The following is a 23,865-nucleotide window of genomic DNA, read 5'->3' as shown; positions in this document are numbered from 1 at the left end:
GATGAGCTATACGCAAGAGTCGATGGACGCGCTGCGACTGCACGGTGACGAACTCGCCGACGCCACCGTGGCGACTTTGTTCGAGCGCGGGGAGGTGGGCAAGTTCAACACCCTGATGCGCTATGTCTCCACCGTCGGTTCGCCGCTGCCCGACGACCTGCCCGAGGTCGCCCGCGAGTATCTACACACGACCGCCGCCCCGCCTTCCTGGGTGGACTGGGACGAGATGGAGAAGGCGAGGCTGTTCTTCATCGACAACAACGTGCACATCTCCACCGCGCTGTCCTTCGCCGCCATGCCCGCCTGTTACGTCGTGCCGCCGGTCGCGAAACTGTTGTCGGCCACGCATTCCCTGGAGTATCCGTCCAAACGCATGGCCGAAACCGGGCAGTTCACCGTATATCTCATGCAGCCGGACGCGTTCGAGGCCGGGAGCCGTTTCGTGCCCGCCGTGCAGAAGGTGCGGTTGCTGCACGCCGCCATTCGCCACCACCTGTCCCGGGAAAACCGTTGGGACACAGCGAAATGGGGGACACCGATCTGTCAGGAGGACATGATCGGCGGCCAGATGCTGTTCTCCATGCTGGTCCTCGACAGCCTGCACCGGTTGAACATCCACATGAGCGTGGACGGCGCCGAGGCCTACTTCTACGCCTGGCGGGTGGTCGGTGCGATGCTCGGCGTCGATCAAGCGCACGCACCGACGGACTTGGCGTCCGCGCGTGAGTACCTGGACAACTATCTGACCCGTCACATGGGTCCGAGCACAGAAGGAGTGAACCTCACCCGGCAACTCATCGACCTTTACGAGGAAGTCGTTCCCGGCACCTTCTTCGACCCGATCGTCGGCGCTCTCATTCGCTATCTCATCGGCGACACCTGCGCCGACTGGCTCGCGGTGCCGCGCACCGCTTGGGACACCGCGATCAAGGCCGCCCCCGCCCTGCTCGGCGTCCTCGAAACCATCGAGGACAGTTCACCTATGGGCGAATGGGCCCTGGACCGCCTCGGCCACCTCACCACCTGGTTCGAACTCAGTTCACTCACCCGCGGCCGCGTCATGCAGTACGCCATCCCGGAGGAACTCAAAAACGATTTCGGCGTTTCCTCCGCAGCGTCACGCGCCCGTCGCTGGACCCCACCGGAACCCACAGTCGCCCTCGCGTAATCGGACCGCCGGGCCAATCGGAGCCGACCGGGATGGACCGGCGTCGCGAAATAGGCTGCGCGACGGATCAGCTGAGGGTGTTGCGGCGACGTCAGTGCCGCAGCGGATTGATGGCAAATCATTGGCAATCGCACAGCGTGGTCGTGGTCGGTGTGAGATCTCGACGGCGACGGGTGCTACTCACGCCGCAGTCCGTCGAGCAAAGGGCCGAAAGTCCTCTGATTTGGGCCGAATTCGATGCCTGACGCCGATGGACAAGAGTGGTCAGTGCTGCTATACGGCAAGAGGAAACGGTGATTTCCATCTGGTAGCAAACTTGAAGCAACCGGTATGTTGTGAGAGTCTCGATCTGAGAGCCGGGTGGGTTCCAATCCCCGCCCGGCTCTCTGATGAGGCTGTCGTGCCCCGATGTATTGCATTCCCCCGAGCGGCATCGGGGCGCGACGGTGTCGTGCGGTGGCGTCGAAGTCGGATGGGCGAAAATGACAGTGCTCGAAGATGGTTCGGATCTAGATGGCGTGGGCGATCATTTCGCACTGCGTTTGAACACTCTGTTCGCCGAGTGGAGACGACATCACGGACGGCGATTGACCAATCAGATGGTGGTCGCGGCGTTGACCGAGCAGGGAATCTCGGTGTCTTTGCCCTATCTTTCACAACTGCGGCGTAGCCGCCGGACCCAACCGTCGGCGACGCTGGTGGCAGGCTTGGCCCAGTTCTTCGAGGTCGACGCGGACTACTTGCATTACGGGTACATCGCCTACACCGCCGCCGACACCACGCTCGTCACGCAGCTCAACGATCCTGCGCTGCGCAGGCTGACCAACGTGGTCACGGGGCTATCGGTGGAATCGATCGACTACCTCTCGCGAATTGCCGACAAGTTCCGCCGGGCCGAAATGCTTCCGACCGACGACAATGTCGCGACGCTGTAGCAGTGCCACGGTCAGGTACGCGGCGAGCTGCGTGACTGTCCGGGCCGGGCGATCCCCCGCGAGGCCATTCGTCTCCTTTCGGTCAGCGCAGCCCGCGAATTGAGTACGGGTGTCAGGATTCCGGGTAGGTGACCAAGGCGACCGCGGGTGCCGAGACGATCTGAATGTCGCCGCTCTCCGGCACCTTGATGTGCAGGAATCCGCCTTCGATCGTTACCGAGACGTCGTCGATCGTGCGTACCGATCGGCCGTCTCGATCTATCAGAGAGTAGCCCTCGACCAGGACGACTTTGCTTGCCTGGCGCCAATTGCTGGTCATCGCTTTGCCTTTCGCGGGCGCGGCCGGCGGGAAATCGAGTTCCGGCTCGGCGACATGGTTGAAGTAGTTCGACAAAGTGTTGAGCGCGATGTGGCCGACGATCTCGCTCACCTCGGGATCACTGACGCCGTGTCGTCGGGCTGAGTCGAGCGCGGTGTCTGTGACATGGCCACGCGACCGCATGACCTCGCGGGCGAACCGCAACACGGCGTTCGCGTGCGGATCTTCGGCCTGTGCCGCACGGGTAGCCGCGATGGCGTCGTCGGTGAAGCCCATCCGGCTCGCCCGCATCGTGTGTGCGGAAACGCAGTAGTCGCAACCATTTTCGCTGGCCACGAGCAGAGCTAGTTGTTCGCGAACCCGGGCGGAGAGCTTCCCTCGGGTCAGCGCGTCGCGCATGGCGAGATAACCGCGCAGGGTCGCAGGGCTGTTCGCCATACCGGCATAGAGATTCGGCACCCGGCCGAGCTGACGCTGCACCTCGGCGAGTAGTTCTGCCTGCTCGGTGTCGGCGGTTTCGGTGGACACAAGTGGTAGCCGGGACATCATGACTCCATGCTCGAACGTGATGGTACCGATCGGTGCCGGAATCAAACGGTACTGATCAGTTCCGAAATGTCAAGCAAAACGGAACCGATCGGTTCCGAACTGGTAGCATGCGGTCATGGCAACACGCGCTAAGCAGCGCCTTCTCGCGACGGCGGAGGAACTCTTCTACGCCGAGGGCATCCGGGCCGTCGGCGTCGATCGGTTGCTCCAGGAATCCGGTGTCGGGCGCGCGTCGTTCTATCGGCACTTCGCCGGCAAGGACGAACTGGTCGTCGCAGTGCTCGAGGAACGCGACCGTCGTTGGCTGCAATGGTTGAAAGAATCCGTCGAAGCGAAGGCGGACACACCCGCCGACCGGCCGCTCGCTGTCTTCGACGCGCTGTCGGAACGCTTCGCCGGCCAGGACTTTCGCGGCTGCGCGTTCATCAACACGATGGTCGAGGTGGCCGACCCCGCCTCCGCGGCACACCGGGTCGCTGATCAGCACAAGCGTCACGTCATCGACTACCTGGCCGAATTGCTCACCGCCGCGGGTCGATCCGACGCGCCGGACCTGGCCTCGGCCTTCGCGCTGCTCGTTGACGGCGCGATCGTGACGTCCGTGCGCGAGGCCACCCCGGCCGCCGCCGACCGGGCCAGGGAGATCGCGCGGCGGTTGCTCGATGTCAATGCGTGAGATCGAGGTGTCAACGCGCCCTGGCTGATTGGTGGCACGCCGCGAAGCCTGACCGCTCAGTCGGCGGCGGCTTGGCGGATGTGCTGGGCGAGGGCGGTGAGTGCGGTCGATGATGCTTTGGCCTTGGTGCCCCAGGCCAATAGGTGGTGGCGGCGTGACCAGGGGTCTGAAAGTTCGCATACCTCAACGGATTCGTCGGCGACTACCGCGTTGCGGGGCACGATGGCCAGGCCGACGCCGGCGGCTACCAGGGTGATCACCGTGGTCAGGTTCGCGACGCGGGTGCGGTAGCGCGAGTGCGGGCCGCCGTGGGTGCCGATGTTCTGCTCGATCCATTGTTGCAGCGAGGAACCGGTGTCCAGGCCGACCAGTGGATGCTCGGCGACCTCACGGTAGGTCAAAGTGGTTCGCCCGGCGAGGATTCCGCCGGCCTGGCCGATCACCACGAGCGAGCCGTCACAGAGCGGCTCGACCTCCAGGCCCCAGTCGCCGGCCTCGTTCTCGATCACGACGCCGAGGTCGGCCTCGCCGTCGGTCAGCATCCGCACCATCTGGGGCGTACGGCGTTCGGCGACAACCACATCGATGCCGGGTTGGGCGCGCAGAAACGAGATCAGCGCCTGCGGAATGATCCGGTGCATCGCACCGCCGCCACCGAGCAGGGTCAGTGACGCCACGGGCGAATGGGTGTAGCCGGCGAGGGCGCTGTCGAGCCGAGCCGTTTGCCGCAGCACCTCGCGTGCGTGGCGCGCCAGGGTGGCGCCCGCGGGGGTCGGTCGCACGCCGCGTCGGCCGCGGATCAACAAGGGGAGGCCCGCCTGGTTCTCCAGGGCGCGCACCCGGGCGCTGGCCGAGGGCAGGCTCAGGTGCATCCGGCGCGCGCCCGCCGTGATGGATCCCTCCGTGACGATGTCGAGGAACAGTCGCAGGTCGACCAGGTCGTAGTGCACCGGTCGAGACTATGTCGCCGACTAAGGCTGCGTGCGTGGATTGCGCATTGTGCCGAGGTGGACCCGTCGGCGAATCTTGGTGTCTGGCGTGCTGTTTCTGCACGCGGAGACGTGAAATCGTTGATACGGAGGTGTCGTGGTGACTCGCCCTGCCACAAACCTGGACGGACTGCTGCCGACGGCCGATGAGTCGTCTGCCGATGTCGCGCGGCTACTTCGAGCCTTCGGCCGCCGAGCGCTCTTCTTGGCGGCGCTCGCACTCCTCATCGGCCTGCATCTGCTGGCGTTGGTCCTTGCCTTGGCCGGTATCGGACTCCTCGTCGTTCCGGTTTCCGGTGGCGACATCGAACCGCCTGCCGAACGTCGGTAACGAGGTTTCAATAATTGCCGACAATGGATCGAATATGATGCAAGCATCGGCGTCTGCGGCGATATATCTTTATCGCTGATTACGTATAGGTGCTTTCAAAAACGTACCTAGTGACTTACCTATTGAGCCCTGGTAATTACCTATTGAGCGAATAGCATGCGCGCGAGTAGCTTTGGCCGCGTCGCTGCTGGACACGTCATTTGAGCGATGAAACACCGCTGGTGGCGAAATCGATGAGGGCTCATCTTGGTATTTCTGCGTGTTCTCCGTCCGATCAATTCCGGAGCGCTGGTGTCGACCGCGGCAGGCCCGGCGCTTTTCGGCACCGCATTTCTCGCGATCGAGCACCTGCCCGCTACGCCGCTGTGGAACGCGGTATTCCGGGTATTGCCGGCCGGTTTGGTATTGATCGCCTTCCGTCCCGCACTGCCGCACGGCGTGTGGTGGCTGCGGATGGTCGTGCTCGGCGTGCTGAACTTCGCCGCGTTCTTCGGTTGTCAGGCCGTTGCCGCGCATCGACTGCCCGGTGGGGTGGTGTCGACCATCGCCGCCGCGCAATGCGTGGTTGTTCCCCTGGTAGTGCTCACGTTCGGACAGCGCCTAGGGGCAAGACAGTTCACCGCGCCCGTGCTCGGGTTGATCGGCGTCGGACTGCTCGTCCTGCGCGGCGGGCTGTGGACCGACACGACCGGCATCGTGGCGGCGGCCGCCCTCGCTCTGCTTTCGGCTACCGGCATGGTGCTCACCCGCCGCTGGGGTGTCCCGGCGTCGGTCCATCCGCTGAGCGCGGTCGCATGGCAGATGCTGGCAGGCGGACTGATTCTGGTGCCGCTGGCCGGTGCGTTCGAGGGTGTGCCACCGAGTTTGACGCTGAGCCAGCTCGCCGCGACCGCCTGGTTGTCGATCCCGGCGACCGCGCTGGCCTTCGCGCTCTTCTTCGGCGGTCTCTACCGCGGCGTGGAGTCGACGACCGCGTCGCGGCTGATGCTGCTCGGTCCCGTGGTCGCGGTGGCGCTGGGCTGGGTGTTCGCCGCCGAACGCCTGACCGTGCTGCAACTCGCCGGAGTCCTCCTGGTGCTGGCCGCGCAATTCGGCGGACTCGAACGCGGCGGCGCGGCGAACGGCTCAGCTCGGACGGAGGGCGAGCACGGTTCGCTCGCCGACGTCGACGGTCAGGTCCGCCCGCCCGTATTCGTCGGCTCGGACGCTCGCCTCGACCGCGCCGAGTAGCCGGTAATCACGTTGCGGCACAAGCTGATCGAGCCGAACCGTGCACCGTTGCGGTTGAAGTCCCGCGCGGAAGACCGCGTCCAGACCCGCGCCGTCGGTGACCGCCTTGGCGACCAGCACCGCCGGATAGGGAACGGCGCGAATGCGCGGGCCACGCGTCCACTGCTGCGGCCTCGGCACGGTCATCATGTCGGTCAACGCGTGCGCGCGGCCCAGTCCGCCCAACCCCAGCATGCCGTTGGCGTGCACGGACGCTCGCTCGAAGGCCCACACCCCCGGCTGCGGCTGATCGGGGGAGAACTGCAATTGCCGGGTCGCCTCCGTCCACAGCGTGTCCCACCATTCGGCTTCGCCGCATTCCTGCGCGAGCAGCAGTGCCGCGGCGAGGGGTTCGGCGTTGGTCGGCACGCCGGAGCCCCAGTCGCCCGCCGTCGGCGATTCCTTGCCGGCCGAGGTCGGGACGAGGTATCGGCCGCTGTCGAGCCATTCGTCGCGCAGGATTTCCCAGGCCCGCCAGGCCAGATCCGGCAGTAGCGGGCTGACGAACCCGGCGATCGCGGCCGTCGAGGCGGGACCGCGGAAGGCGCGGGCGGACAGCCCGAGGCCGGAGACGAGAAAGGCGATGATGTCGCCGTCGGCCGCGGTGAACTCGGTGTCGAGCCGATCCCGCAGCCGGGCTGCGATGTCGGCGGCGTGCCGGGTTCCGTTCAAGGCGTCGAGCACGGCGACTCCGGCGGTCGCGACGGCATTGCAGTAGGGGAATACCAGCCCATTTCGGCGACCCCGGCCGACCGGGACCGGCTCGCACGCCCACAGACACAGCTCGGAGCCGAAGTTCCGCAGCACGATGTCGTTGATCGAGGGGTGGTCGTACGCATAGATCTGCTCCGGCGACCGCTGGAATCGGAACGATCCCGCTTGATCGAACCCGGCGTCACCGGTCGCCTGCCGGAACATGGCGAGCTGGAGGTTGAGGTAGCCGGTGAACATGATGTTCTGCGGCACGTCGATCGGGTCCGCGCGTCGGCGGAGAAAGTCCCAGTTGCCCAACAGATTCTGTCTATACCAGTAACTCCACACCTGCGTGTCCTGCATGCGCGTGAAGAGGTTCAGTTGCGCTTGGTGCGGTGCGCCCCAATAAGCGGGGGTGTGGGCGTAACCGAACATCGACAGGCCCCAGCCGACCGCGTTGAGTTGATATCGGTACTGCTGCAACGGGCCTGGGCCTTCGCGGTCGAATCCCGCCCAGCTGTCCACCGGTTGCAGTGCCAGCCTGGTCAGATGCCGGTGCAGGCGAAGCTGATCGAGGCTCGCCTCGCTGACCAGCGGCAAGGCCTGGCGTCGGAGGGGGATCGGGGTGGCGAGGATCGGGCAGTGCAACGTCGTGCGGCGCTGTTCGAGATAGCGTTCCCGTTCTTGCCCGACACGGCGGGCGCTGCGGTGCCGCAGCTGTTCGCGCAGCACGATGCCGAGGGTTACTCCAACGGCCAGGCCAGGTGCGGACCACGATACCCAGGCCAGCGGAAAGTCCTGGGCGCCATGCGAATTCGTGAGCACCGCGCCGAGCGCCGCGGCTCCGATGACGATGGCCGGGACGGTGACATGGTCCGAGCGGGCAATGGCACGGAACATGAACGCCCAGCCGGTGGCCGCCGCGACGATGAGAAATCCGGCGATATGTGCGGCCACGACCAGCGCGACCGGTGTGCTCAGGGCGGTCCACCCGACCGCGGTGACCGCGACGACCACCACCACGAACGCGACGACCCGACGATCACGCAACGCCCACCCGAGCGTCACGATCACCATCGCCAGTACGATGACGTGCACCGCAGTAAAAGCCGCGCCGACACCATGATGGTGGTGTGGTGCCGGCATCGCATACAGCAATCCGGCCCCGGGGACCGCCAGCCCGGCCGCGAACGCGCGCCACGGAGCAGACAACTCGAGCAGCGGCGGCCCGACCGCCAGCAATACCCACCCCGACAGCGATACCGTCAATGTTCGCCGCCACGCCCGGTTCGTGATCGGGCCGCGCACCCGGCGCGCAGTACTCGGCGTGGTCGAAATATCCAGAGTCACAGCGCGTTCCGATGCAGAGCGGGTGCGGGGACGGATTCGGGGCGGGTGTCGAGCAACTCGAGGTACGCCGTGCTTTCCGTCGGCCGGTGTCGCATAGCCGGATCCGCATGACGACGACCACGTCTGAGCACAGTCACCAGGCGCGGCCCGACGACCAGCACCAACCCGGAGAGCAACGCGCAGCACAACATGGCGACTCCTCCTCATCCTCTGGTTCGAGGTTGGCTGCCCGATCGCATCCACGCATCAGTAGGCGGATAGGTACGTAGGCAGGCTAAGGTCCCTGGCCATGGGTGCTCGAGACCGCTCCGCGGGGCCCGGCCCGCGTTCGGCTCCGGATGCGTTCGTCGGACGACAGCCGGAACTGGACCAGATCATCACGCTGCTGCTGTGCGCACCGCGCTTGGTGACCCTGCTGGGACCAGGCGGAATCGGTAAAACCCGGTTGGCCGCGGAGGCCGTGGCCCGGTTTCAGCGCAGCACCGGCGTCGAGGCGCATTGGGCCCGGCTGGCTCGCCTCGCCGCCGGGGCCGACGGGACCGCCGTGGCGGAGGAGATCGCGCACGCGGTGCTGGAGATCGACTTCTCCGGCCGCTCGGCGTGGCAGGCGATCGTCGATGCCCTGGCCGGCCCCGGCGAGCAAGTGGTGCTGGTGCTGGACAACTGTGAGCATGTGCTCGACGGTGTCGGCAGCGTGGTCGATCAGCTGACCGCCGAGTTGCCGAACCTGACCATCGTCGCGACGAGCCGGGAAGCGATCGGCTGGATCGACGAGCACCGAGTTCCGGTGCCGCCGTTGTCCCGTGAGCATGGTGTGGCGCTGTTCCGGCAGCGGTCGGAGTTGATCGGCCGATCGGTCACCCACCCGGATCAGGCCGAGATCATGGCGGAGATCTGCCGTCACGTGAACAACCATCCGCTGTTCATCCGGCTCGCCGCGGCACGTCTGGTGCGGGAGCCGCTGCCGATGATTCTGCGCGAACTGAGCGGCGAGGCGCCGGATGACCAGCGGTTGCGCTGGTCCGACGGTCCGCGGGTGGGCGCCGACGCGCGCCATCGCGGGGTGCGCGACGTCATCTCGTGGTCGTATGAGCTGTGCGATGAGCAGGAACGGATCCTGTTCGAGCGGATGGCGGTGTTCGCGGCCGGCTACGACGCCAATCCGGAGGACGGCGCGGCGCTCGATGTCGGCGCCGAGCGGGAGGCGATCGAGTTCGTCTGCTCGGACCTGGACGGCGATGGACCGATTCGGCTGTCCCGCAGCATGATTCCGGATCTGCTCGACCGGCTGGTCGACCAATCGCTGGTCTCGGCGCACCTCACCGCGACCACGGTCCGGTATTCACTGCTGGAGAGCATTCGCGTGTTCGCGCAGCAACGACTCGAACTACGGTCGCGGGACGGCCTCGACGAACGGGCGCGGCTGGAACGCCGGCATCGCGAGTACTACCGCGACAAAGTGGTCGACGCGGCGCGGAATTGGTTCGGCGCGGCCGAATTGCAGTACCTCGATTGGGCGCGCGCGGCGTGGGACAACATCCTGACCGCGATCGACCGCAGCCTGGCCGAGCCGGGACAGGCCGCGGTCGGCCTCGACATCTGCCGGGGACTGCTGGCTATCCGGTTGCCTTTCCTCGGATGCTCGTTCCGTGAGATTCGGCTCTGGTCCGCCCGGACGCTGCAAGCTACCCGGCTCCTCGCGCCGGAACCGACCGAGAATCAGCTCGAGACAACAGCTTTGGTGGTCTGGATCGCGCTGTGTCAAGGGACGCTCGCGGAGGCCGAGGCGATGCTCGACGAGTGCGTACGGATGTGTCTCGGCGAGCGCGCGGACCTGCACCATTGGCGTGCCTCGGCGGACATCGATCTGGGCTTGAGTGCCGCTGTCGAGTTCGCCTGGGGCGTCGAGCTTTTGATCGCCCGCAGCGACCAACGCTCGGTCGTCGTGCTGGGCCGGGCCGCGGAGAAGTACCGCCGGGACAACGATGTCGGCGGTTCGGTCATGGCCGAACTCTTCGGCGCGCTCGCGGCCGGTCTGCTCGGCACCGTCGAGCAAGCCGACACGTTGACCGCGAGTTTTCTTGCGCGAGTGGAAACATCGGGTGCCTCCTGGGTGCACTCATGGGCTCGACTAGCCCGGACGGTCGCGTTGGTCCGCGCCGATCAGTCGAGTGAGGCACTGACGCTCGGCCGTTCGGCGCTGACCCATCTGACCAAGATTCGCGACCGATGGGGCGAGCTGTGGGCGGTGCAGTTCCGCACCTGGGCGCTGGCGCGGCTCATCGAGCAGACCCAGCAGGCGAAGGCGGACCGTCCGCGGCTGGTCGCGGCCGCCACGGAGATCGCCCAGCTGGCCGGCGGCACGAAAGTGCTTCTCGCCGAGACGAATATGGACGTCAGCAGGCTCGGGCCATTCTCGGCGGAAACGGTGAAGGCAGTCACCGCGGCACGCGCGGTTCTCGGCGAATCCGCCTACGCGGCAGCCGAAAAGCAGGGGCGCGGACTCCGGCCGGAGCGCGGCGAACTGCAATCGCTCGCCCTCGGCTCGCTGTCGCTGTATCGGCCGCGGGCGGAGGGCGAGGACGTGTGGACGTCGCTCTCGCCCGCGGAGGGCGAAGTCGCGATCCTGGCCGCGGCGGGCTGGACCAACAGCGCGATCGCTGTCCGCCGGGGCATTTCGACCCGGACCGTCGACGCGCAGGTCGCGTCCGTGTTGCAGAAGCTGTCGATCGGCAGCCGGGCGGAGATCGGCGAGCTGGCGCCGCGCCCGTTGCGTGATCGGATGCGCGCGGAGTCCATGCGCGCGCCGGGGCGTCAGGCAGGGCGTCGCGGGACGTAACGCCAATCGCGTTGCGTAGGTGAGGTACCGATGCGTATGCCGATGCCGTCGCCCGGTATGCCCGGCAAGGTCGCTGGGCAGCGGTTCGCTTTGCCGGCCCGCTGTCGTTCCCCGCCTACGTTCCCTCGCTGGAAGGCCCGGACTGTGACCATGCCATCAACCAGTGCCCGCGCGACGCGATCGTCACCGCACCACGGCTCGCCGGTGTGTCCGGCCGGCGAGCGAGTTTCCTTGCACCGCCCCGAATTCGCCGCCGACCCGCATCAGGCCTACGCCGCGATGCGCGCCGAATACGGCTCGTTGGCACCCGTGGAACTCGCGCCGGACGTGCCCGCCACGCTGGTGATCGGCTATCACACCGCCCTGCGAATCCTGCATGACCCCGAGCATTTTCCGGCCGACCCACGCTATTGGCAGCACTCCGCTCCGGCCGACTCCGCCGTGCTGCCGCTGCTCGAGTGGCGGCCGAATGCCTTGCGCAGCACCGGAGCCGAGCATGCGCGGTATCGGCTGGCGAACACCGCCGCCATCAACGGCATCGATCTGAGTGAACTGCGCGGCACGGTGACCGAGCTGGCCACGGCGCTGATCGGCCGGTTCCGCCGGGCCGGAAAGGCCGACCTGGTCCGAGAATTCGCGCAGCCGCTGGCGTTCGGGGTGGTCAACGGCATGCTCGGCTGCCCGGCCGACATCGGCGAGCGGATCGCCCGCGGCATGGTCGCGATCTTCGAGGGCGATAATGCGGCCGAAGGCAATCAGCTGCTCAGCGCGGCGCTGATGGACCTGGTCGAACACAAGCGCGCCGCACCGGGCGAGGATGTCACCACCCGTTTGCTCACCCATCAGGTGGCCCTAGACGACCTGGAACTGGTCCACCAATTGGTGGTCCTGTACGGCGCGGGCATCGAACCGCTGCAAAATCTCATCCTCAACGCCTTGCTGCTCATCCTGGACGACGACCGCTTCGGCGGCGACCTGCTCGGCGGCAGCCTGTCCACCCGCGACGCGCTGGACGAGGTGCTGTTCACCGACCCGCCGATGGCCAACTTCTGCATCACCTACCCGCGCCAGCCCGTCCTGATCGACGAGGTGTGGCTGCCCGCTCACCAGCCGGTGGTGATCAGCATGGCCGCCGCCAACAACGACCCCGCGATCCGCGCCGACGACCGCACCGGTAACCGCTCCCACCTGGCCTGGAGCGCAGGCCCGCACGCCTGCCCCGCCCGTTCCGCCGCCTACCTGGTCGCGCAGGAAGCCGTCGACCAGCTCCTGGATGTGCTGCCCGACCTCGAACTATCCGTCCCCGCAGCTCAATTGGTTTGGCGGCCGGGGCCGTTTCACCGAGCACTGGCCACGTTGCCGGTGACGTTCCCACCGGTTTTCGACAACGGCACCGGGCAATAGTTGCGGTGATGATGCCCACGCGGGTGCGGTGACAACGCGCGGTCTGCGCGCGGGTCTGCGATCGTGTGGTGATGCGCATGTGGGATCGGTTCGCGGCCGTGGTCACCGCTCGTAGGTCATGGTTGTTGCTCGTGGTGCTTGCCGCCGTCTCGGCGGGGTTGATCGGCGGGATCGGGGGGAACGATGCCGCGGGGGAGGCGCCGAACTCGTTGCCGGGCAGTGCGGAATCGGCGCAGGTGAAAGAGCTGCTGACGCAGTTCCCGGATGCCGGCACGGCACCCGCGGTGGTCGTGGTGACGCGCACCGATGCGGCCGAGCTGGGTGCCGATGATCTGACCGGGCTGCGCTCGAAACTCGGGGATCTGGCGATCTCGCCCGATCGGAAGGCGGCGATCGGGCGGTTGCCGGTCGATGCCAAGTTGAGTGGGTTCGCGCTGACCGATCGCATCAATGAGCTGCGGGATTCGGTGAAAGCCGGGCAGCAGGGGGATCTGCGTATTCAGGTGACCGGTGGGCCTGCGTTCGGTGGGGACATCGCGGATTCCTTCGCCGGCGCCAACATCACGCTGCTTGCGGTGACGGCTGTGGTCGTCGCGTTGCTGCTGATCGTGACCTATCGGTCGCCGGTGCTGTGGCTGGTGCCATTGCTCGTGGTCGGGTCCGCCGATCGGGTTGCCGCCACCGTTGGTACCGGTCTGGCCAGGCTGACCGGACTCGCCTTCGACGGGTCGACCTCGGGCATCACCAGCGTGCTCGTCTTCGGTGCAGGGACGAACTACGCCCTGCTGCTGGTCTCGCGCTATCGCGACGAGTTGCACCGCAATGCCGATCATCGAACCGCGTTGCGGCACGCGGTCCGGCATGCCGGACCGGCGATTCTGGCGAGCAACGTCACGGTGGTCGCCGCGCTGCTCACCTTGCTGCTCGCTTCGCTGCCCAATACTCGCAGTCTCGGTGTGGGTGCGGCCGCCGGGTTGGTGGTTGCGGTGGTGTTCGTGCTGGTGGCGCTGCCTGCCGCGCTGGCATTGTTCGGGCGGAACGTCTTCTGGCCGTTCGTGCCGCAGGCGGACGATCGGATCGCGGCCGAGCAGGGGATGTGGCACGCGATCGCCGCGTGGGTGGTGCGCAGGCCGGTGCTCGTGGCCAGCGGGACGTTGATCGTGCTCGGCGGGTTCGCGGCGGGGTTGATCGGCACCGACGTCGGGTTGTCGCAGACCGATCAGTTCCGGGTTCGCGCGGAATCCGTCGAGGGATTCGACACGCTCGCCGCGCATTTCCCCGCAGGTGCGGCCAACCCGACGATCGTTCTGGCCAAGGGTGATTCGGCCGCCGGAGTCGAACAAGCGTTGCGCGCCTTGCCCGGTGTCACGCAGGTGACCTCGACCGGAACCTCGCCGTCCGGGTTGGCGCGCTGGTCAGTCGTACTGAACGCCGAACCTGGTTCCCAGGAAGCGTTTTCCACGATCGAGTCGATGCGCGGCGAGTTGGCGTCGATACCCGGCGCGCTCGTCGGCGGCGGTGACGCGGAGGGATTGGACACCAGAACAGCCGCCGAACACGATCAGCGCGTGGTGATTCCGATGATCCTGGCCGTCGTCTTGACCATCCTGCTCGCCCTGCTGCGCGCCGTCCCCGCCGCCGTGCTGCTGGTGGGCGTCTCGGTGCTCAGCGCGCTGGCCGCGCTCGGCCTCGGCGCCTGGATCGGCCTGCACCTCTTCGGTTTTCCCGCCTTGGACACCAGCGCCCCGCTGTACGCCTTCCTCTTCCTGGTGGCCCTCGGCGTCGACTACACGATCTTCCTGGTCAGCCGGGCCCGCGAAGAAACCCCCGACCACGGCAGCACCCAGGGCATCGTTCGCGCCGTCTCGGCTACCGGCGCCGTGATCACCAGCGCCGGCATCGTTTTAGCCGCCGTCTTCTGCGTACTCGGCGTTCTTCCGCTGATCATCCTCACTCAGCTGGGCATCATCGTCGGCCTGGGCATCCTCCTCGACACCTTCCTGGTCCGAACCGTAGTAATCCCAGCACTTTTCAGCGTCATCGGCCCGAAGATCTGGTGGCCCAACCCGTTGTATCGGGTGCAAGAGCCTGACCGGGAAGCAACGCCCGATACTCTCCAGTCCACTGACGCCTGATCTCCGGGTCGAGGCGGCTGGTCAGGGATGGGCTTCGCTGTCGACCTCGGTGCGGAGCCAGGCGAGGTTCGCGCGCATGCCGTCCGCCCATTCCTCCAGCCGCCGGGCGATGATCCGGCCTTCGAGTTCCGGGTTCGCGGTGATGGCCGGGGTCAACCCGGACGGTGCTGGACCCATCCGCGCCCATTGTCGGACGATGACACCTTCGCGCGCCGGGTCTATCTCGAAAGCCCAGGTGGCGCTGGTGCCGTTGTCGGGGCCGAGCACTCGCCAGACCCAGCGACGCGGGGGCTCGACCTCGACGATTTCGCAGACGGTTTCCCAGGATCCGAGGGCGGGGTGATCGTTTCGACCGCGAAACCGCGCGCCCGGCTCGACCCGGCCCGCGGTTCCCTCCCATTCGACGGACGTCAGTTCAGGTGAACTGCGTACCGGTAACTCGATGTCGGTGATCAGTGCCCACACGGTGTCCGCGTCGCTTGGAATCCGTTCCGCCACTTCGATAGTCGGACAGTCTCGATAGCGCATCCGCACCCTTCCCTGCTGCTGCGATCCGATCTCTCTATACGCTATTGCCACTATGCCCGAGGAGGCGCGATGCGTATCGGTGTTCTGATCGAGCCACGGCTGCCCGGCGCGGTGGAGTTCGCCGTCGCGGCAGAGGAAGCCGGGGCTTCGTCGCTGTGGGTGGCGGAGGTGTGGAGCTACGACGCGCTCACCGGGCTGGCCTATCTGGCGGCGAAAACGTCGTCGATCCGGTTGGGGACGTTCGTCGTTCAGCTCGGGTCGCGCACGCCCGCGCTGCTGGCGACCTCGGCGTTGAGCCTGCACGAGCTGTCCGGCGGACGGTTCGACCTCGGCATCGGCGTTTCCGGGCCGCGAGTCATGGAGGGGTGGCACGGCATTCGGTTTCGGCAGCCGGTGCAGACCACGCGCGAGACGATCGAGATCATCCGGACGGTCGGTCGCGGCGAACGGCTCGAGCATGCCGGCGAGATCTATCCGCTCCCGTTGCCGGACGGGCCTGGGCGGGCATTGCAACCGCTGGTGAAGCCGGCCCACGTCCCGATCTACAACGCGGCGATGGGTCCACGAAACCTGCGATTGACCGGCGAACTGGCCGATGGCTGGCTCGGGAACGCGTTCATCCCCGAAGCGGCCGAGGTTTTCCTGGATCCGTTGCGCGAGGGCACAATTAACGCCGGACGCTCGTTGTCCGATCTCGACCTGGTGGCACCCGTCGCCGTGGAAATCTCCGACGACGACCAGGCGGCGGCGCAGGCGATCGACAAGCACGCCGAGGGATACGCGTTCACGATCGGCGCCATGGGCGTCGGCGGGCGGAACTTCTACAACGACGCCTTCACCCGCCTGGGTTTCGGAACGGCCGTCGAGCGGGTGGTCGAACTGTGGCAGTCCGGCGACAAAGCCGCTGCGCGTCGCGCTGTTCCGCGCGAACTCGGCGAGCTGACCAACCTCATCGGAACACCCGCCCGGATCGCCGAGCGATTGACGCACTATCGCGCCGCCGGAATTACCAGCCTGCTGGTCAAGCTCGACGGCGACTATGAGCATCAACTGTCGACGCTGCGTCGACTGATCGACATCGAGGCCAGCGCCGGGTCCTGACGCCCGGCGCAGGGAGTTGTCGGCAATTCAGATCCTGAAGTCGCCGAGTTCTGATCGGCCGAGTGGCGCTCACACGCCCAGTGTGTGACACTTTGTTCAGTTCTAGACACTTTGTTAAGGAGCAATCGGGATGATCGCGGTGGTCTTGATGGTGGCGGCACGGATCGGCAACGCCGGGACGTCGGCGGGGAAGAGGTGACCGACACTGCGGACGCGGTGTTCGGTGCGCTGAAGCCGCTGGTCGAGGGGATCGCGGCCACCTTCGGGCGCAGCTGCGAGGTGGTTTTGCACGACTATCGCGAGCCGGAGCGGTCGGTGGCCGCGGTCGCCGGTTCGGTCACCGGGCGTGCGGTCGGGGATGCGATGAGCGAGATCGGGCTGCGGGTTCTGGCGGCGGGGGCCGAGGCGAGCAATGAGGTCGGGTACGTCACGCGTGCGCAGGACGGGCGGCTGTTGAAGTGCACGACCCTGCCGCTGCACGACGCGGACGGGTCACTGATCGGCGCGCTGTGCATCAACATCGACCTCTCGGCGATCAACCGGGCGACGGGGGTGCTGTCGGATCTGCTTGGCTTGTCCGTGAGCGCGGATTCGCCTGTGCCGGCGACAGATTTCTCGGGGGAGTTGGACCAGGTGCTCGACTCCCTGATCGAGCGTGCCGAGCGCACGCACGCGGTGCCCGCGTCGGCGCTCGGGCGGGAGCAGCGGCTCGAACTTGTTCGCGCGCTGCATGATGCGGGTGTTTTCGCGCTGCGTGGAGCGCCCGCGCGGGTGGCCAAACGCCTCGGCATCTCCCGGACCGGCCTCTACAACGACCTGGCCATATTCAAGAAGGACAGCGAACTGCCATGACCGACACGGGGTTTCGGGAAATCCGTGCATCCGTCCCGGTGTTGATCACCGAGTCCGAGTCGTCGTCGCTGATCGATGAGGAACTCGCGTTGCGGGCTGCGCGCGAGGCGTTCGTGGCGAGCACGACGGGAACGGCGTTTCCGGTGGTGATCGGGCATGCTTCTGCCAATCGGTTCACGCTGAAATCCGGCTCGGCGGGTGACCTGGTCGGCGTCAAAGTCGGTAGTTACTGGCCCGGCAACGTCGAGATACCGCGGCACAACTCCACGATCGTGCTGCTCTCGCCGGAGACCGGTCGCCTGGCTGCGGTGGTGGAGGCCGGGACCGCCAACGCTTATCGCACCGCTGCTGCCGACGCGCTCGCCGTCGACGCTCTCGCACGGTCCGACGCGCGCACCCTGACCGTGATCGGCACGGGCAACCAAGCTCTCTACGAGGTGCGTGCTGTGGCTCGAGTGCGACCGATCGACAAGGTCCTCGTGGTCGGCCGACGCCCCGAAGCTGCGAGCGAATTAGCCCGAGCGGTAATCGATTACACCGGTTTACCGGCCGAACCTGCCGAGGCGCAGACCGCGGTCGGCGCGGCAGACATCGTCGTCACCGCGACCACCGCCCGCGCCCCGCTTTTCGACGCCGCATGGATCACCCCTGGCACCCACATTTCCGCGATGGGCGCCGACGGACCCGGCAAGCAGGAACTACCGCCAGAGCTGTACCACCGAGCCCGCTTGTTCTGCGACCTGCCGGACCAGTCGAGCGCCATCGGCGAATTCCAGCACGCAGGTTCGGCCGTGCTCACCCCGTTGGGTGCCGTGCTCACCGGTGCCGCCGAGGGCCGACGCTCACCTGAAGACATCACGGTATTCGACAGCTCCGGCTTCGCTCTGCAAGACCTCACCCTCGCCGCCGCTTTGCTGCGCCGCCACCACGACTCGTAGGAAACTCGTGACCACGCTGGACACCCCCGACACCCCTTTCGCCGTCGTCGACACCACCCGCCTCGACCGCAATATCCAACGGCTGCAAGACCATCTGGACACGCTCGGCGTACCACTGCGCCTCCACGTGAAGACCAGCAAATCCATCGACGTCGCCCGCCGCGTGCACGCGGACGAACCCGGACCCATCACCGTCTCCACCCTCGGCGAGGCCGAGTACTTCGCCGATGCCGGTTACCGCGATATCCTCTACGCTGTCGGCATCGATCCGCACAAGCTGCCCCGCGTCGCCGCACTCATCACTCGCGGCATCAAAATAACTGTCCTACTTGATAGTTCAGCTCAAGCGGACGCGGTCACCCGCTTCGCCCGCGAGCACGGCATACGAATCCCCGCGCTGATCGAGATCGACTGCGATGGTCACCGCGGCGGCGTCACGCCGAGCGATCCCGCCTTGGTCGAGATCGCCCAGATCCTGGTGGACAATCTTGCCGGTGTCCTCGGCCACGCCGGCGAGTCCTACTTCGCCTACACCTCGGACGCGCTGCGGAAAGCCGCGGAAGACGAGCGTGACGCCACGGTGGGCGCGGCACATGTCCTCGGCCTCGCCGGACTGCCCTGTCCGGTGGTCAGCGTCGGATCGACCCCCACCGCCCACGGCGCCATCGACCTCACCGGAGTAACCGAGGTCAGAGCAGGCAACTACGTCTTCTTCGACCTGGTCATGGCCGGCATCGGCATCTGCACCCCCGACGACCTCGCACTGTCCGTAGTCGTCACCGTCATCGGGCACCAACCCGCCAAGAACTGGACCATCACTGACGGCGGCTGGATGGCCACCTCCCGCGACCGCGGCCCCCAGAACCAGCCCGTCGACCAGGGTTACGGCCTCGTCACAACCCTTGCCGGCCAACTCATTCCAGACCTGATCATGACCGGAGCCAGCCAAGAACACGGCATCCTCACCCCCCGCCCCGACAGCCCCCACCCCACCCCCGACCTTCCCCTCGGCACCCGCCTACGCATCCTCCCCAACCACGCCTGCGCCACCGCCGCCCAACACGACCGCTATCACGTGATCGATGGCTCGAGCGCCGCCACCACGCCCGTGATCGACGCGGTGTGGGCCCGCCACAACGGCTGGTGAGATCCGGGCGCTAGTGCGAATGTTCCCGTGCTGCACTGGTTTTGCGCGCGTCGTCGATGACCAGCGGGTGTGCCGGGTCGACGTCGGTGTGTGACGCGACGGTGTAGAAACGCACCTCGTGACCGTCGGGGTCGTGCAGTTCGGGCAGGATCCAGCCGATGGTCGCGAAGTGCACCCCGGCGTGCTGCTCGCCGAGGGCGCTGAGGTGTTCGGCGAGGTCGACGATCGACGTCTTGTCCGGTACGCCGATGGAGAAGTAGTCGAATCCGGCTGCTGCGGCGGCCTTTTCGGGGTCGAGTCGCAATGCGAACATCGGGCCGCCCGCAGGGTGGTGGAGGCTGACGCCCATGAGTACGTCGTGCTCGTGGAACTCGATCTCGACCTCGTAGCCGAGTCGCGTCCGGTACCACTCGATCGATCTGGCGAGGTTCGACACGGGCAGTTTGAGGTGATGCACTCCGGCCAAGGTGGGGGTCATGACGTATCCTTTGCAGTAACAGTGCTTAAATGCAGTATCACTGCATTGATATAGTAAGGGTGCATCTAGTGAGTGGTGGTGTCAAGAAGCAATCTGCGTTGCGGGAGGCACGCAAGGCCGAGACCGAGCAGAAGATCCTGGACGCGGCGGTCCGGTTGTTCCTCACCGACGGCTATGTCGCGACCACCCTCGCGGATGTTGCCACCGCTGCGGGCGTCGGTGCGCGCACGGTGTACCTGAGGTTCGGCACCAAGGCTGATCTGCTCAACCGGGCGATCGATGTGGCGATCGTCGGCGATACCGCCGAAGTCGATGTGGCGCACCGTGAGTGGCACGTACGCGCGGTCACCGCATCGACCCTCGATGAACGAATTCGTGCGTACGCCGAGGGCTCCCGCGGATTGATGGAACGCGCCGCCCCGCTCATCGCGGTCGCCGTGCAAGCCGAAGCCAGCGAACCACTCATCGCCGCCGCGGCCAAGGCCGGCCGGGACGCCACCCACGCCAACATCACCCACGTCTGGCAGCAACTGCACGCCGACGGACTCCTCGATCCCGGCATCGACCTGGACTGGACTATCGCCACCGTCGGCCTGCTCAGCCAGGCCGAGACCTACATCCTGATGACCCGAACCCTCGGCTGGGACTCTGCCGCCTATCAGCAATGGTTGTACGACACCTGGTTCCATTTCGCTCTCACGCCGACGCGGTCGGTGCGTTAGGACGTATCACCTGGCCCTCGCGTGGAATAGCTCAATCACCTGTGTGGCAACGGCATTCGTGCATCGGATCCTACCGGCGAACCGATGTATCCGGCTGGGTTTCGGGCGGGATCCGCAGCCGTGCCGGATCGACTCGAGCCAATGCCGCAGGTGTGTCCAGCTGCCAGCCGCTGTCGTATGCGTCGTCGAAGCCCTTGTCGCCCAATGTAGTCCGGCCCTGGATGCTCAGTATTCGGACCTGCGGATCGGTCCGGTCATGCGCGCCCCGCAGTCGAGCTGCCGCGCCGAGTAGTGCGGCCACGTCGTCATATCGCTCGTACAACGCGGCGAGCGCGGCCACGGTGACCGCTACCGTCGCGACGATCGGCATGTCCCGAGCGTCGACCGCCGCCGTATAAGCCCGGCTCAGCACGTCCGCGGCTCCTGGCCCGTCGCCGAGTTCGAGGCAGAGTGCGCCCCGCACCGCGCCGATCACCGCCTGTCCTTGATCGCCGCTGAACGGGTGTCGCTCGGACAACGTGGCCTCGGCCGCCTCGATCAGCGCCCTTGCCCGATCGAGGTCGCCGACGCGGAGCGACAGGTCGGCCTCGCGGATGTCGAGCAGCATGACCAGCTCGGGTGATGTCTTGCGCTGCAAGCGCTCTCGTGTCGCCGCGATCATCTCGATCGCCGCCGCGGTCTCGTCGAGCCGCACATGCAGATCGATCCAGCGCAGGTCGATGAAGATCTCGTCGCTGATACTGAGCGACCCGAACTCGCGGGCCAGCCGTTTGGCCTCGGTCAGATCGGCCAGCGCGCCGTCCAGATCGCCGTCGTACTGCCGCAGGAGTATGCGCATCGGTAACGCTGTGGCCAGACCCCAGCGATCGCCCGCCTGCGCGAAGCAATCCAGTTCGGCGCTCACGTCGCCGCGGACCTGATCGAGCTGCCCCGCGTTCTCCGCGAGATGGGAACGGAACATACGGGCCAACCCGGCCAGCCACACATCCGGCCCGTCGATCAGCCGCTGCATGATCGCCGGTGACGCCTCGTGCACCGCCATAGAAGCCAGCCTGGCCGTGATCAGCGCCCCGCCGAAGCCCGGCAACTCCGGCTGGCTCAGCAGTCGATCTGCCAGCCTCCAGAGTTCCGTGCGCTGCTCCTTGGCGGAGTCGACGACCAGCGCACTCTGCGTGGCGATGGTGGTGAGCAGCAGCCCTTCGGCGATGTCCCGCTGCACGTTCGGCCGTTCACTCGGCACCGCGACCGCTTCGCCCAACCAGTAGGCCGCATCGTTGCGCTGGCCGAGCATCTGCCAGTGCCACGTCAGGTTCACCGCGAGCCCGATCGCGCCGTCGGCATCACCGGTGTCGCAGGAATGTCGCAGAGCCGCGAGCACATTGTCGTACTCGGACCGCAACACGTGGAGTGCGTCGAGTTGCTCGGGACCACGCAGCAACGGGTCGTAATGGGCAACCAGGTCGCCGAAGTAGTGCGCGGTCAGATCCCGCACGCCGGTCAGAATGCCCTGCGCGGCAAGGCGTTCGAGCCCGTATTCGCGAATCGTCTCGAGCATCCGATATCGCCCGGTGTCCGGTGCGAGTTGCAGCAGCGACCGGTCGACCAGGCCGGCCAGCAGTTCCGGGAGGTCATCGGCCGGTACGGCGGCACCGACTGCCGAGATCTGTTCCGCGCCGGCTCCGGCAGCTACCGCTGGGGTAGCGCAGACCGCAGCGGCCGAGGCGGATGTGACGCCACCGGGTAGCACTGAGATTCGTTCGGCGACAATCCGTTCGGGCTCGCTCAATAGGTCCCAGCTCCATGCGATGACGGCCCGGAGCGTGCGATGGCGGGGGAGGGCGGTGCGGCTGCCGGTGGTGAGCAGCCGGAATCGGTCGGCGAGCCCGGCAGTCAGGTCGGCCAGCGCGAGTGTGCGCAGGCGGGCGGCGGCGAGTTCGAGGGCGAGTGGCATGCCGTCCAGGGCGCGGACGATGCGCAGCACGTCGTCGAGATTGCCTTCGCCGACCTCGAATCCGGGGCGCACGGCTGCCGCTCGTTCGGTGAACAGGCGCACCGATGCCGCACCACGGGCCTGCTCGATGTCCGCGTCCGGCTCAGGCACGGCGAGCGGGCCGAGAGGGACCAGCGCTTCGCCGTCGATCGCCAGCGGTTCGCGGCTCGTGGCCAGCACGCGTAACCCGGCGCAGCGAGCGAGGAGCGCCGAAATCAGCTGGGCTACAGCGTCTATCAGGTGTTCGCAGTTGTCCAGCATGAGCAGGCATTCCCGCCCGCTCAGCTGATCGACCAGCACATCCAGCTCGCCGACCGGGTCGCCACGCAGCTTGGCCGAGGCCTCGAACAACGCCGACCCGCGCAACCCGATCGCAGTGAGTAGCGCCGCGCCGACCTTCGACGGCTCGGTGACAGAAGCGAGGTCGATCATCCAAGCGCCGTCACGGTATTCGTGGCGACGCCGGCGCGCGGACTCGACGGCGAGCCGCGTTTTGCCTGCCCCACCGGGACCGAGCACGGTGACCAAGCGCCCGGCGGCAAGCAGCGTGTCGATGCGGGCGAGGTCGTCGTCACGGCCGATGAAGCTGGTCAGCGGCGCAGGCAGATTGGTCGAGTCGGCTTGTGGCGCAGGCTGATCCGCACGAAGCAGACTCAGGTGGCGCTCGCGCAGAGCGGCACCCGGGTCGGTGCCGAGAACGTCGGCGAGGGATTCGCGGACCCGCTCGTACAGGGCAAGCGCCTCGGCTTGGCGACCCTGGGCGGCAAGCGCGTCCATGAGCAGCGCGGCCGCTCGCTCGTGGACAGGCTGCTCGGCGAGCAACGCGGTCAGTCGATCGGCGGCCTGATCCGGCCATCCCAGCGACAACTCGGCCTCGGCGAGATCGGCAACAGCCTCGACGGAGGCGCCGGCCAGCCGAGCCGCCACGGCGGGCGCCGCCGCGGCGACGACCGAGGGTTCGACGCCGGGCCGGTCACCCCACAACTGCACGGCCTCGCCGAGCGCGGCCGCCGCCGCGTTCACGTCACCACGACGTAGGTGTTCACGCCCGGCCGCGGCGAGCTGCTCGAACCGCACCGCGTCCACGTCGTCCACCGCCAGCCGGTATCCGCCCGCGACCTGCACGACATCCCCGGACGAGCCGAGAATCCGCCGCAGCCGTGAGACCAGCGCCTGCAAGGCGTGCGCGGGATCGGCCGGCAGATCTGCCGCCCAGATCGCGTCGACCAGCACCCCCTGCGGGACCACCCGTCCACCCGCGAGCGCCAGCCGAACGACGAGCCCCTGCAACCGCGCCCCGGGAACGGACAGCGCAGCCTCACCGCGGGACACCTGAAAGGCGCCCAGCAGCGTGACGTGCAGTCGCGCATCCCCGTTCATCCCCCGATCTTCGCGCACTCCCACCCGGGTCCTCACATCAGGGCAGTTCCCGTGTCAGCGTGGTGTGCGCCC

19 protein-coding genes are annotated in these 23,865 nt (G+C 67.1%); 13 read left to right on the top strand and 6 right to left on the bottom strand.

Features of this window, described 5'->3' with window-relative positions; all coding sequences use genetic code 11:
* Nucleotide 1 precedes the first annotated feature (1 nt).
* Together AB0M22_RS37875 and AB0M22_RS37870 are read left to right on the top strand one after the other, a co-directional pair.
* Nucleotides 2–1,168, top strand: coding sequence for an oxygenase MpaB family protein (locus AB0M22_RS37875; protein WP_364737206.1), 1,167 nt, complete (start codon nucleotides 2–4; stop codon nucleotides 1,166–1,168).
* Nucleotides 1,169–1,755: 587 nt separating this feature from the next.
* On the top strand, nucleotides 1,756–2,103 hold the full coding sequence (locus AB0M22_RS37870; RefSeq protein WP_364737204.1) for a transcriptional regulator: 348 nt from the start codon (nucleotides 1,756–1,758) through the stop codon (nucleotides 2,101–2,103).
* A gap of 112 nt (nucleotides 2,104–2,215) precedes the next feature.
* On the opposite strand, the gene AB0M22_RS37865 is transcribed toward AB0M22_RS37870, so the two are convergent.
* On the bottom strand, nucleotides 2,216–2,968 hold the full coding sequence (locus AB0M22_RS37865) for a carboxymuconolactone decarboxylase family protein (protein WP_364737202.1): 753 nt from the start codon (nucleotides 2,966–2,968) through the stop codon (nucleotides 2,216–2,218).
* Nucleotides 2,969–3,086: 118 nt separating this feature from the next.
* Here AB0M22_RS37865 and AB0M22_RS37860 point away from each other — a divergent pair, with 118 nt between their 5' ends.
* On the top strand, nucleotides 3,087–3,647 hold the full coding sequence (locus AB0M22_RS37860) for a TetR/AcrR family transcriptional regulator (protein WP_364737200.1): 561 nt from the start codon (nucleotides 3,087–3,089) through the stop codon (nucleotides 3,645–3,647).
* 56 nt (nucleotides 3,648–3,703) lie between these two features.
* On the opposite strand, the gene AB0M22_RS37855 is transcribed toward AB0M22_RS37860, so the two are convergent.
* Nucleotides 3,704–4,597 carry a LysR family transcriptional regulator gene (locus tag AB0M22_RS37855; protein WP_364737198.1) on the bottom strand — a complete coding sequence of 298 codons (894 nt, stop codon included), beginning with the start codon at nucleotides 4,595–4,597 and terminating at the stop codon, nucleotides 3,704–3,706.
* Nucleotides 4,598–4,733: 136 nt separating this feature from the next.
* Between AB0M22_RS37855 and AB0M22_RS37850 the strand changes: the two genes are divergently transcribed.
* Together AB0M22_RS37850 and AB0M22_RS37845 are read left to right on the top strand one after the other, a co-directional pair.
* Nucleotides 4,734–4,967, top strand: coding sequence for a hypothetical protein (locus AB0M22_RS37850; protein ID WP_364737196.1), 234 nt, complete (start codon nucleotides 4,734–4,736; stop codon nucleotides 4,965–4,967).
* A gap of 291 nt (nucleotides 4,968–5,258) precedes the next feature.
* Nucleotides 5,259–6,197: an EamA family transporter gene (locus tag AB0M22_RS37845; protein WP_364737194.1), complete on the top strand. Its 939-nt coding sequence runs from the start codon at nucleotides 5,259–5,261 to the stop codon at nucleotides 6,195–6,197.
* Here AB0M22_RS37845 and AB0M22_RS37840 read toward each other — a convergent pair.
* Nucleotides 6,093–8,279: a hypothetical protein gene (locus AB0M22_RS37840; protein ID WP_364737192.1), complete on the bottom strand. Its 2,187-nt coding sequence runs from the start codon at nucleotides 8,277–8,279 to the stop codon at nucleotides 6,093–6,095. The two genes, AB0M22_RS37845 and AB0M22_RS37840, sit on opposite strands and share 105 nt — an antisense overlap.
* 289 nt (nucleotides 8,280–8,568) lie before the next feature.
* Here AB0M22_RS37840 and AB0M22_RS37835 point away from each other — a divergent pair, with 289 nt between their 5' ends.
* The 3 genes from AB0M22_RS37835 (at nucleotide 8,569) to AB0M22_RS37825 (ending at nucleotide 14,657) form a co-directional block, all read left to right on the top strand.
* Complete coding sequence (locus tag AB0M22_RS37835; protein WP_364737190.1) at nucleotides 8,569–11,118, top strand: LuxR C-terminal-related transcriptional regulator; 2,550 nt, start codon at nucleotides 8,569–8,571, stop codon at nucleotides 11,116–11,118.
* Nucleotides 11,119–11,268: 150 nt separating this feature from the next.
* Entirely contained in the window at nucleotides 11,269–12,522 is a 1,254-nt protein-coding gene (locus AB0M22_RS37830; protein ID WP_364737491.1) for a cytochrome P450, read from the top strand.
* Between the two features lie 71 nt (nucleotides 12,523–12,593).
* A complete protein-coding gene (locus tag AB0M22_RS37825) occupies nucleotides 12,594–14,657 on the top strand; it encodes an MMPL family transporter (protein WP_364737188.1) in 2,064 nt (687 codons plus the stop codon).
* A gap of 21 nt (nucleotides 14,658–14,678) precedes the next feature.
* On the opposite strand, the gene AB0M22_RS37820 is transcribed toward AB0M22_RS37825, so the two are convergent.
* Complete coding sequence (locus tag AB0M22_RS37820; protein WP_364737186.1) at nucleotides 14,679–15,155, bottom strand: SRPBCC family protein; 477 nt, start codon at nucleotides 15,153–15,155, stop codon at nucleotides 14,679–14,681.
* A gap of 99 nt (nucleotides 15,156–15,254) precedes the next feature.
* Between AB0M22_RS37820 and AB0M22_RS37815 the strand changes: the two genes are divergently transcribed.
* The 4 genes from AB0M22_RS37815 to AB0M22_RS37800 all read left to right on the top strand — a co-directional run bounded on the left by AB0M22_RS37815 (nucleotide 15,255) and on the right by AB0M22_RS37800 (nucleotide 19,223).
* Nucleotides 15,255–16,286, top strand: coding sequence for an LLM class flavin-dependent oxidoreductase (locus tag AB0M22_RS37815; protein WP_364737184.1), 1,032 nt, complete (start codon nucleotides 15,255–15,257; stop codon nucleotides 16,284–16,286).
* A gap of 195 nt (nucleotides 16,287–16,481) precedes the next feature.
* A complete protein-coding gene (locus AB0M22_RS37810; protein ID WP_364737182.1) occupies nucleotides 16,482–17,138 on the top strand; it encodes a PAS domain-containing protein in 657 nt (218 codons plus the stop codon).
* On the top strand, nucleotides 17,135–18,076 hold the full coding sequence (locus AB0M22_RS37805) for an ornithine cyclodeaminase family protein (protein WP_364737180.1): 942 nt from the start codon (nucleotides 17,135–17,137) through the stop codon (nucleotides 18,074–18,076). Before AB0M22_RS37810 ends, AB0M22_RS37805 begins: the two co-directional genes overlap by 4 nt.
* Nucleotides 18,077–18,083: 7 nt before the next feature.
* Nucleotides 18,084–19,223 carry a DSD1 family PLP-dependent enzyme gene (locus AB0M22_RS37800; RefSeq protein WP_364737178.1) on the top strand — a complete coding sequence of 380 codons (1,140 nt, stop codon included), beginning with the start codon at nucleotides 18,084–18,086 and terminating at the stop codon, nucleotides 19,221–19,223.
* Nucleotides 19,224–19,233: 10 nt separating this feature from the next.
* Here AB0M22_RS37800 and AB0M22_RS37795 read toward each other — a convergent pair whose 3' ends face one another.
* Entirely contained in the window at nucleotides 19,234–19,701 is a 468-nt protein-coding gene (locus AB0M22_RS37795) for a VOC family protein (RefSeq protein ID WP_364737176.1), read from the bottom strand.
* A 68-nt stretch (nucleotides 19,702–19,769) separates the two neighbouring features.
* Here AB0M22_RS37795 and AB0M22_RS37790 point away from each other — a divergent pair, with 68 nt between their 5' ends.
* Nucleotides 19,770–20,423: a TetR family transcriptional regulator gene (locus AB0M22_RS37790; protein WP_364737174.1), complete on the top strand. Its 654-nt coding sequence runs from the start codon at nucleotides 19,770–19,772 to the stop codon at nucleotides 20,421–20,423.
* Nucleotides 20,424–20,493: 70 nt separating this feature from the next.
* Here the strand turns inward: AB0M22_RS37790 and AB0M22_RS37785 are convergent, their stop codons facing one another.
* Nucleotides 20,494–23,793 carry a BTAD domain-containing putative transcriptional regulator gene (locus AB0M22_RS37785; RefSeq protein ID WP_364737172.1) on the bottom strand — a complete coding sequence of 1,100 codons (3,300 nt, stop codon included), beginning with the start codon at nucleotides 23,791–23,793 and terminating at the stop codon, nucleotides 20,494–20,496.
* Nucleotides 23,794–23,865: the final 72 nt, after the last annotated feature.

The organism is Nocardia sp. NPDC051756 (assembly GCF_040681495.1).
GTDB lineage: Bacteria > Actinomycetota > Actinomycetes > Mycobacteriales > Mycobacteriaceae > Nocardia.
This window is presented reverse-complemented; position numbering and strand designations above follow the sequence as displayed.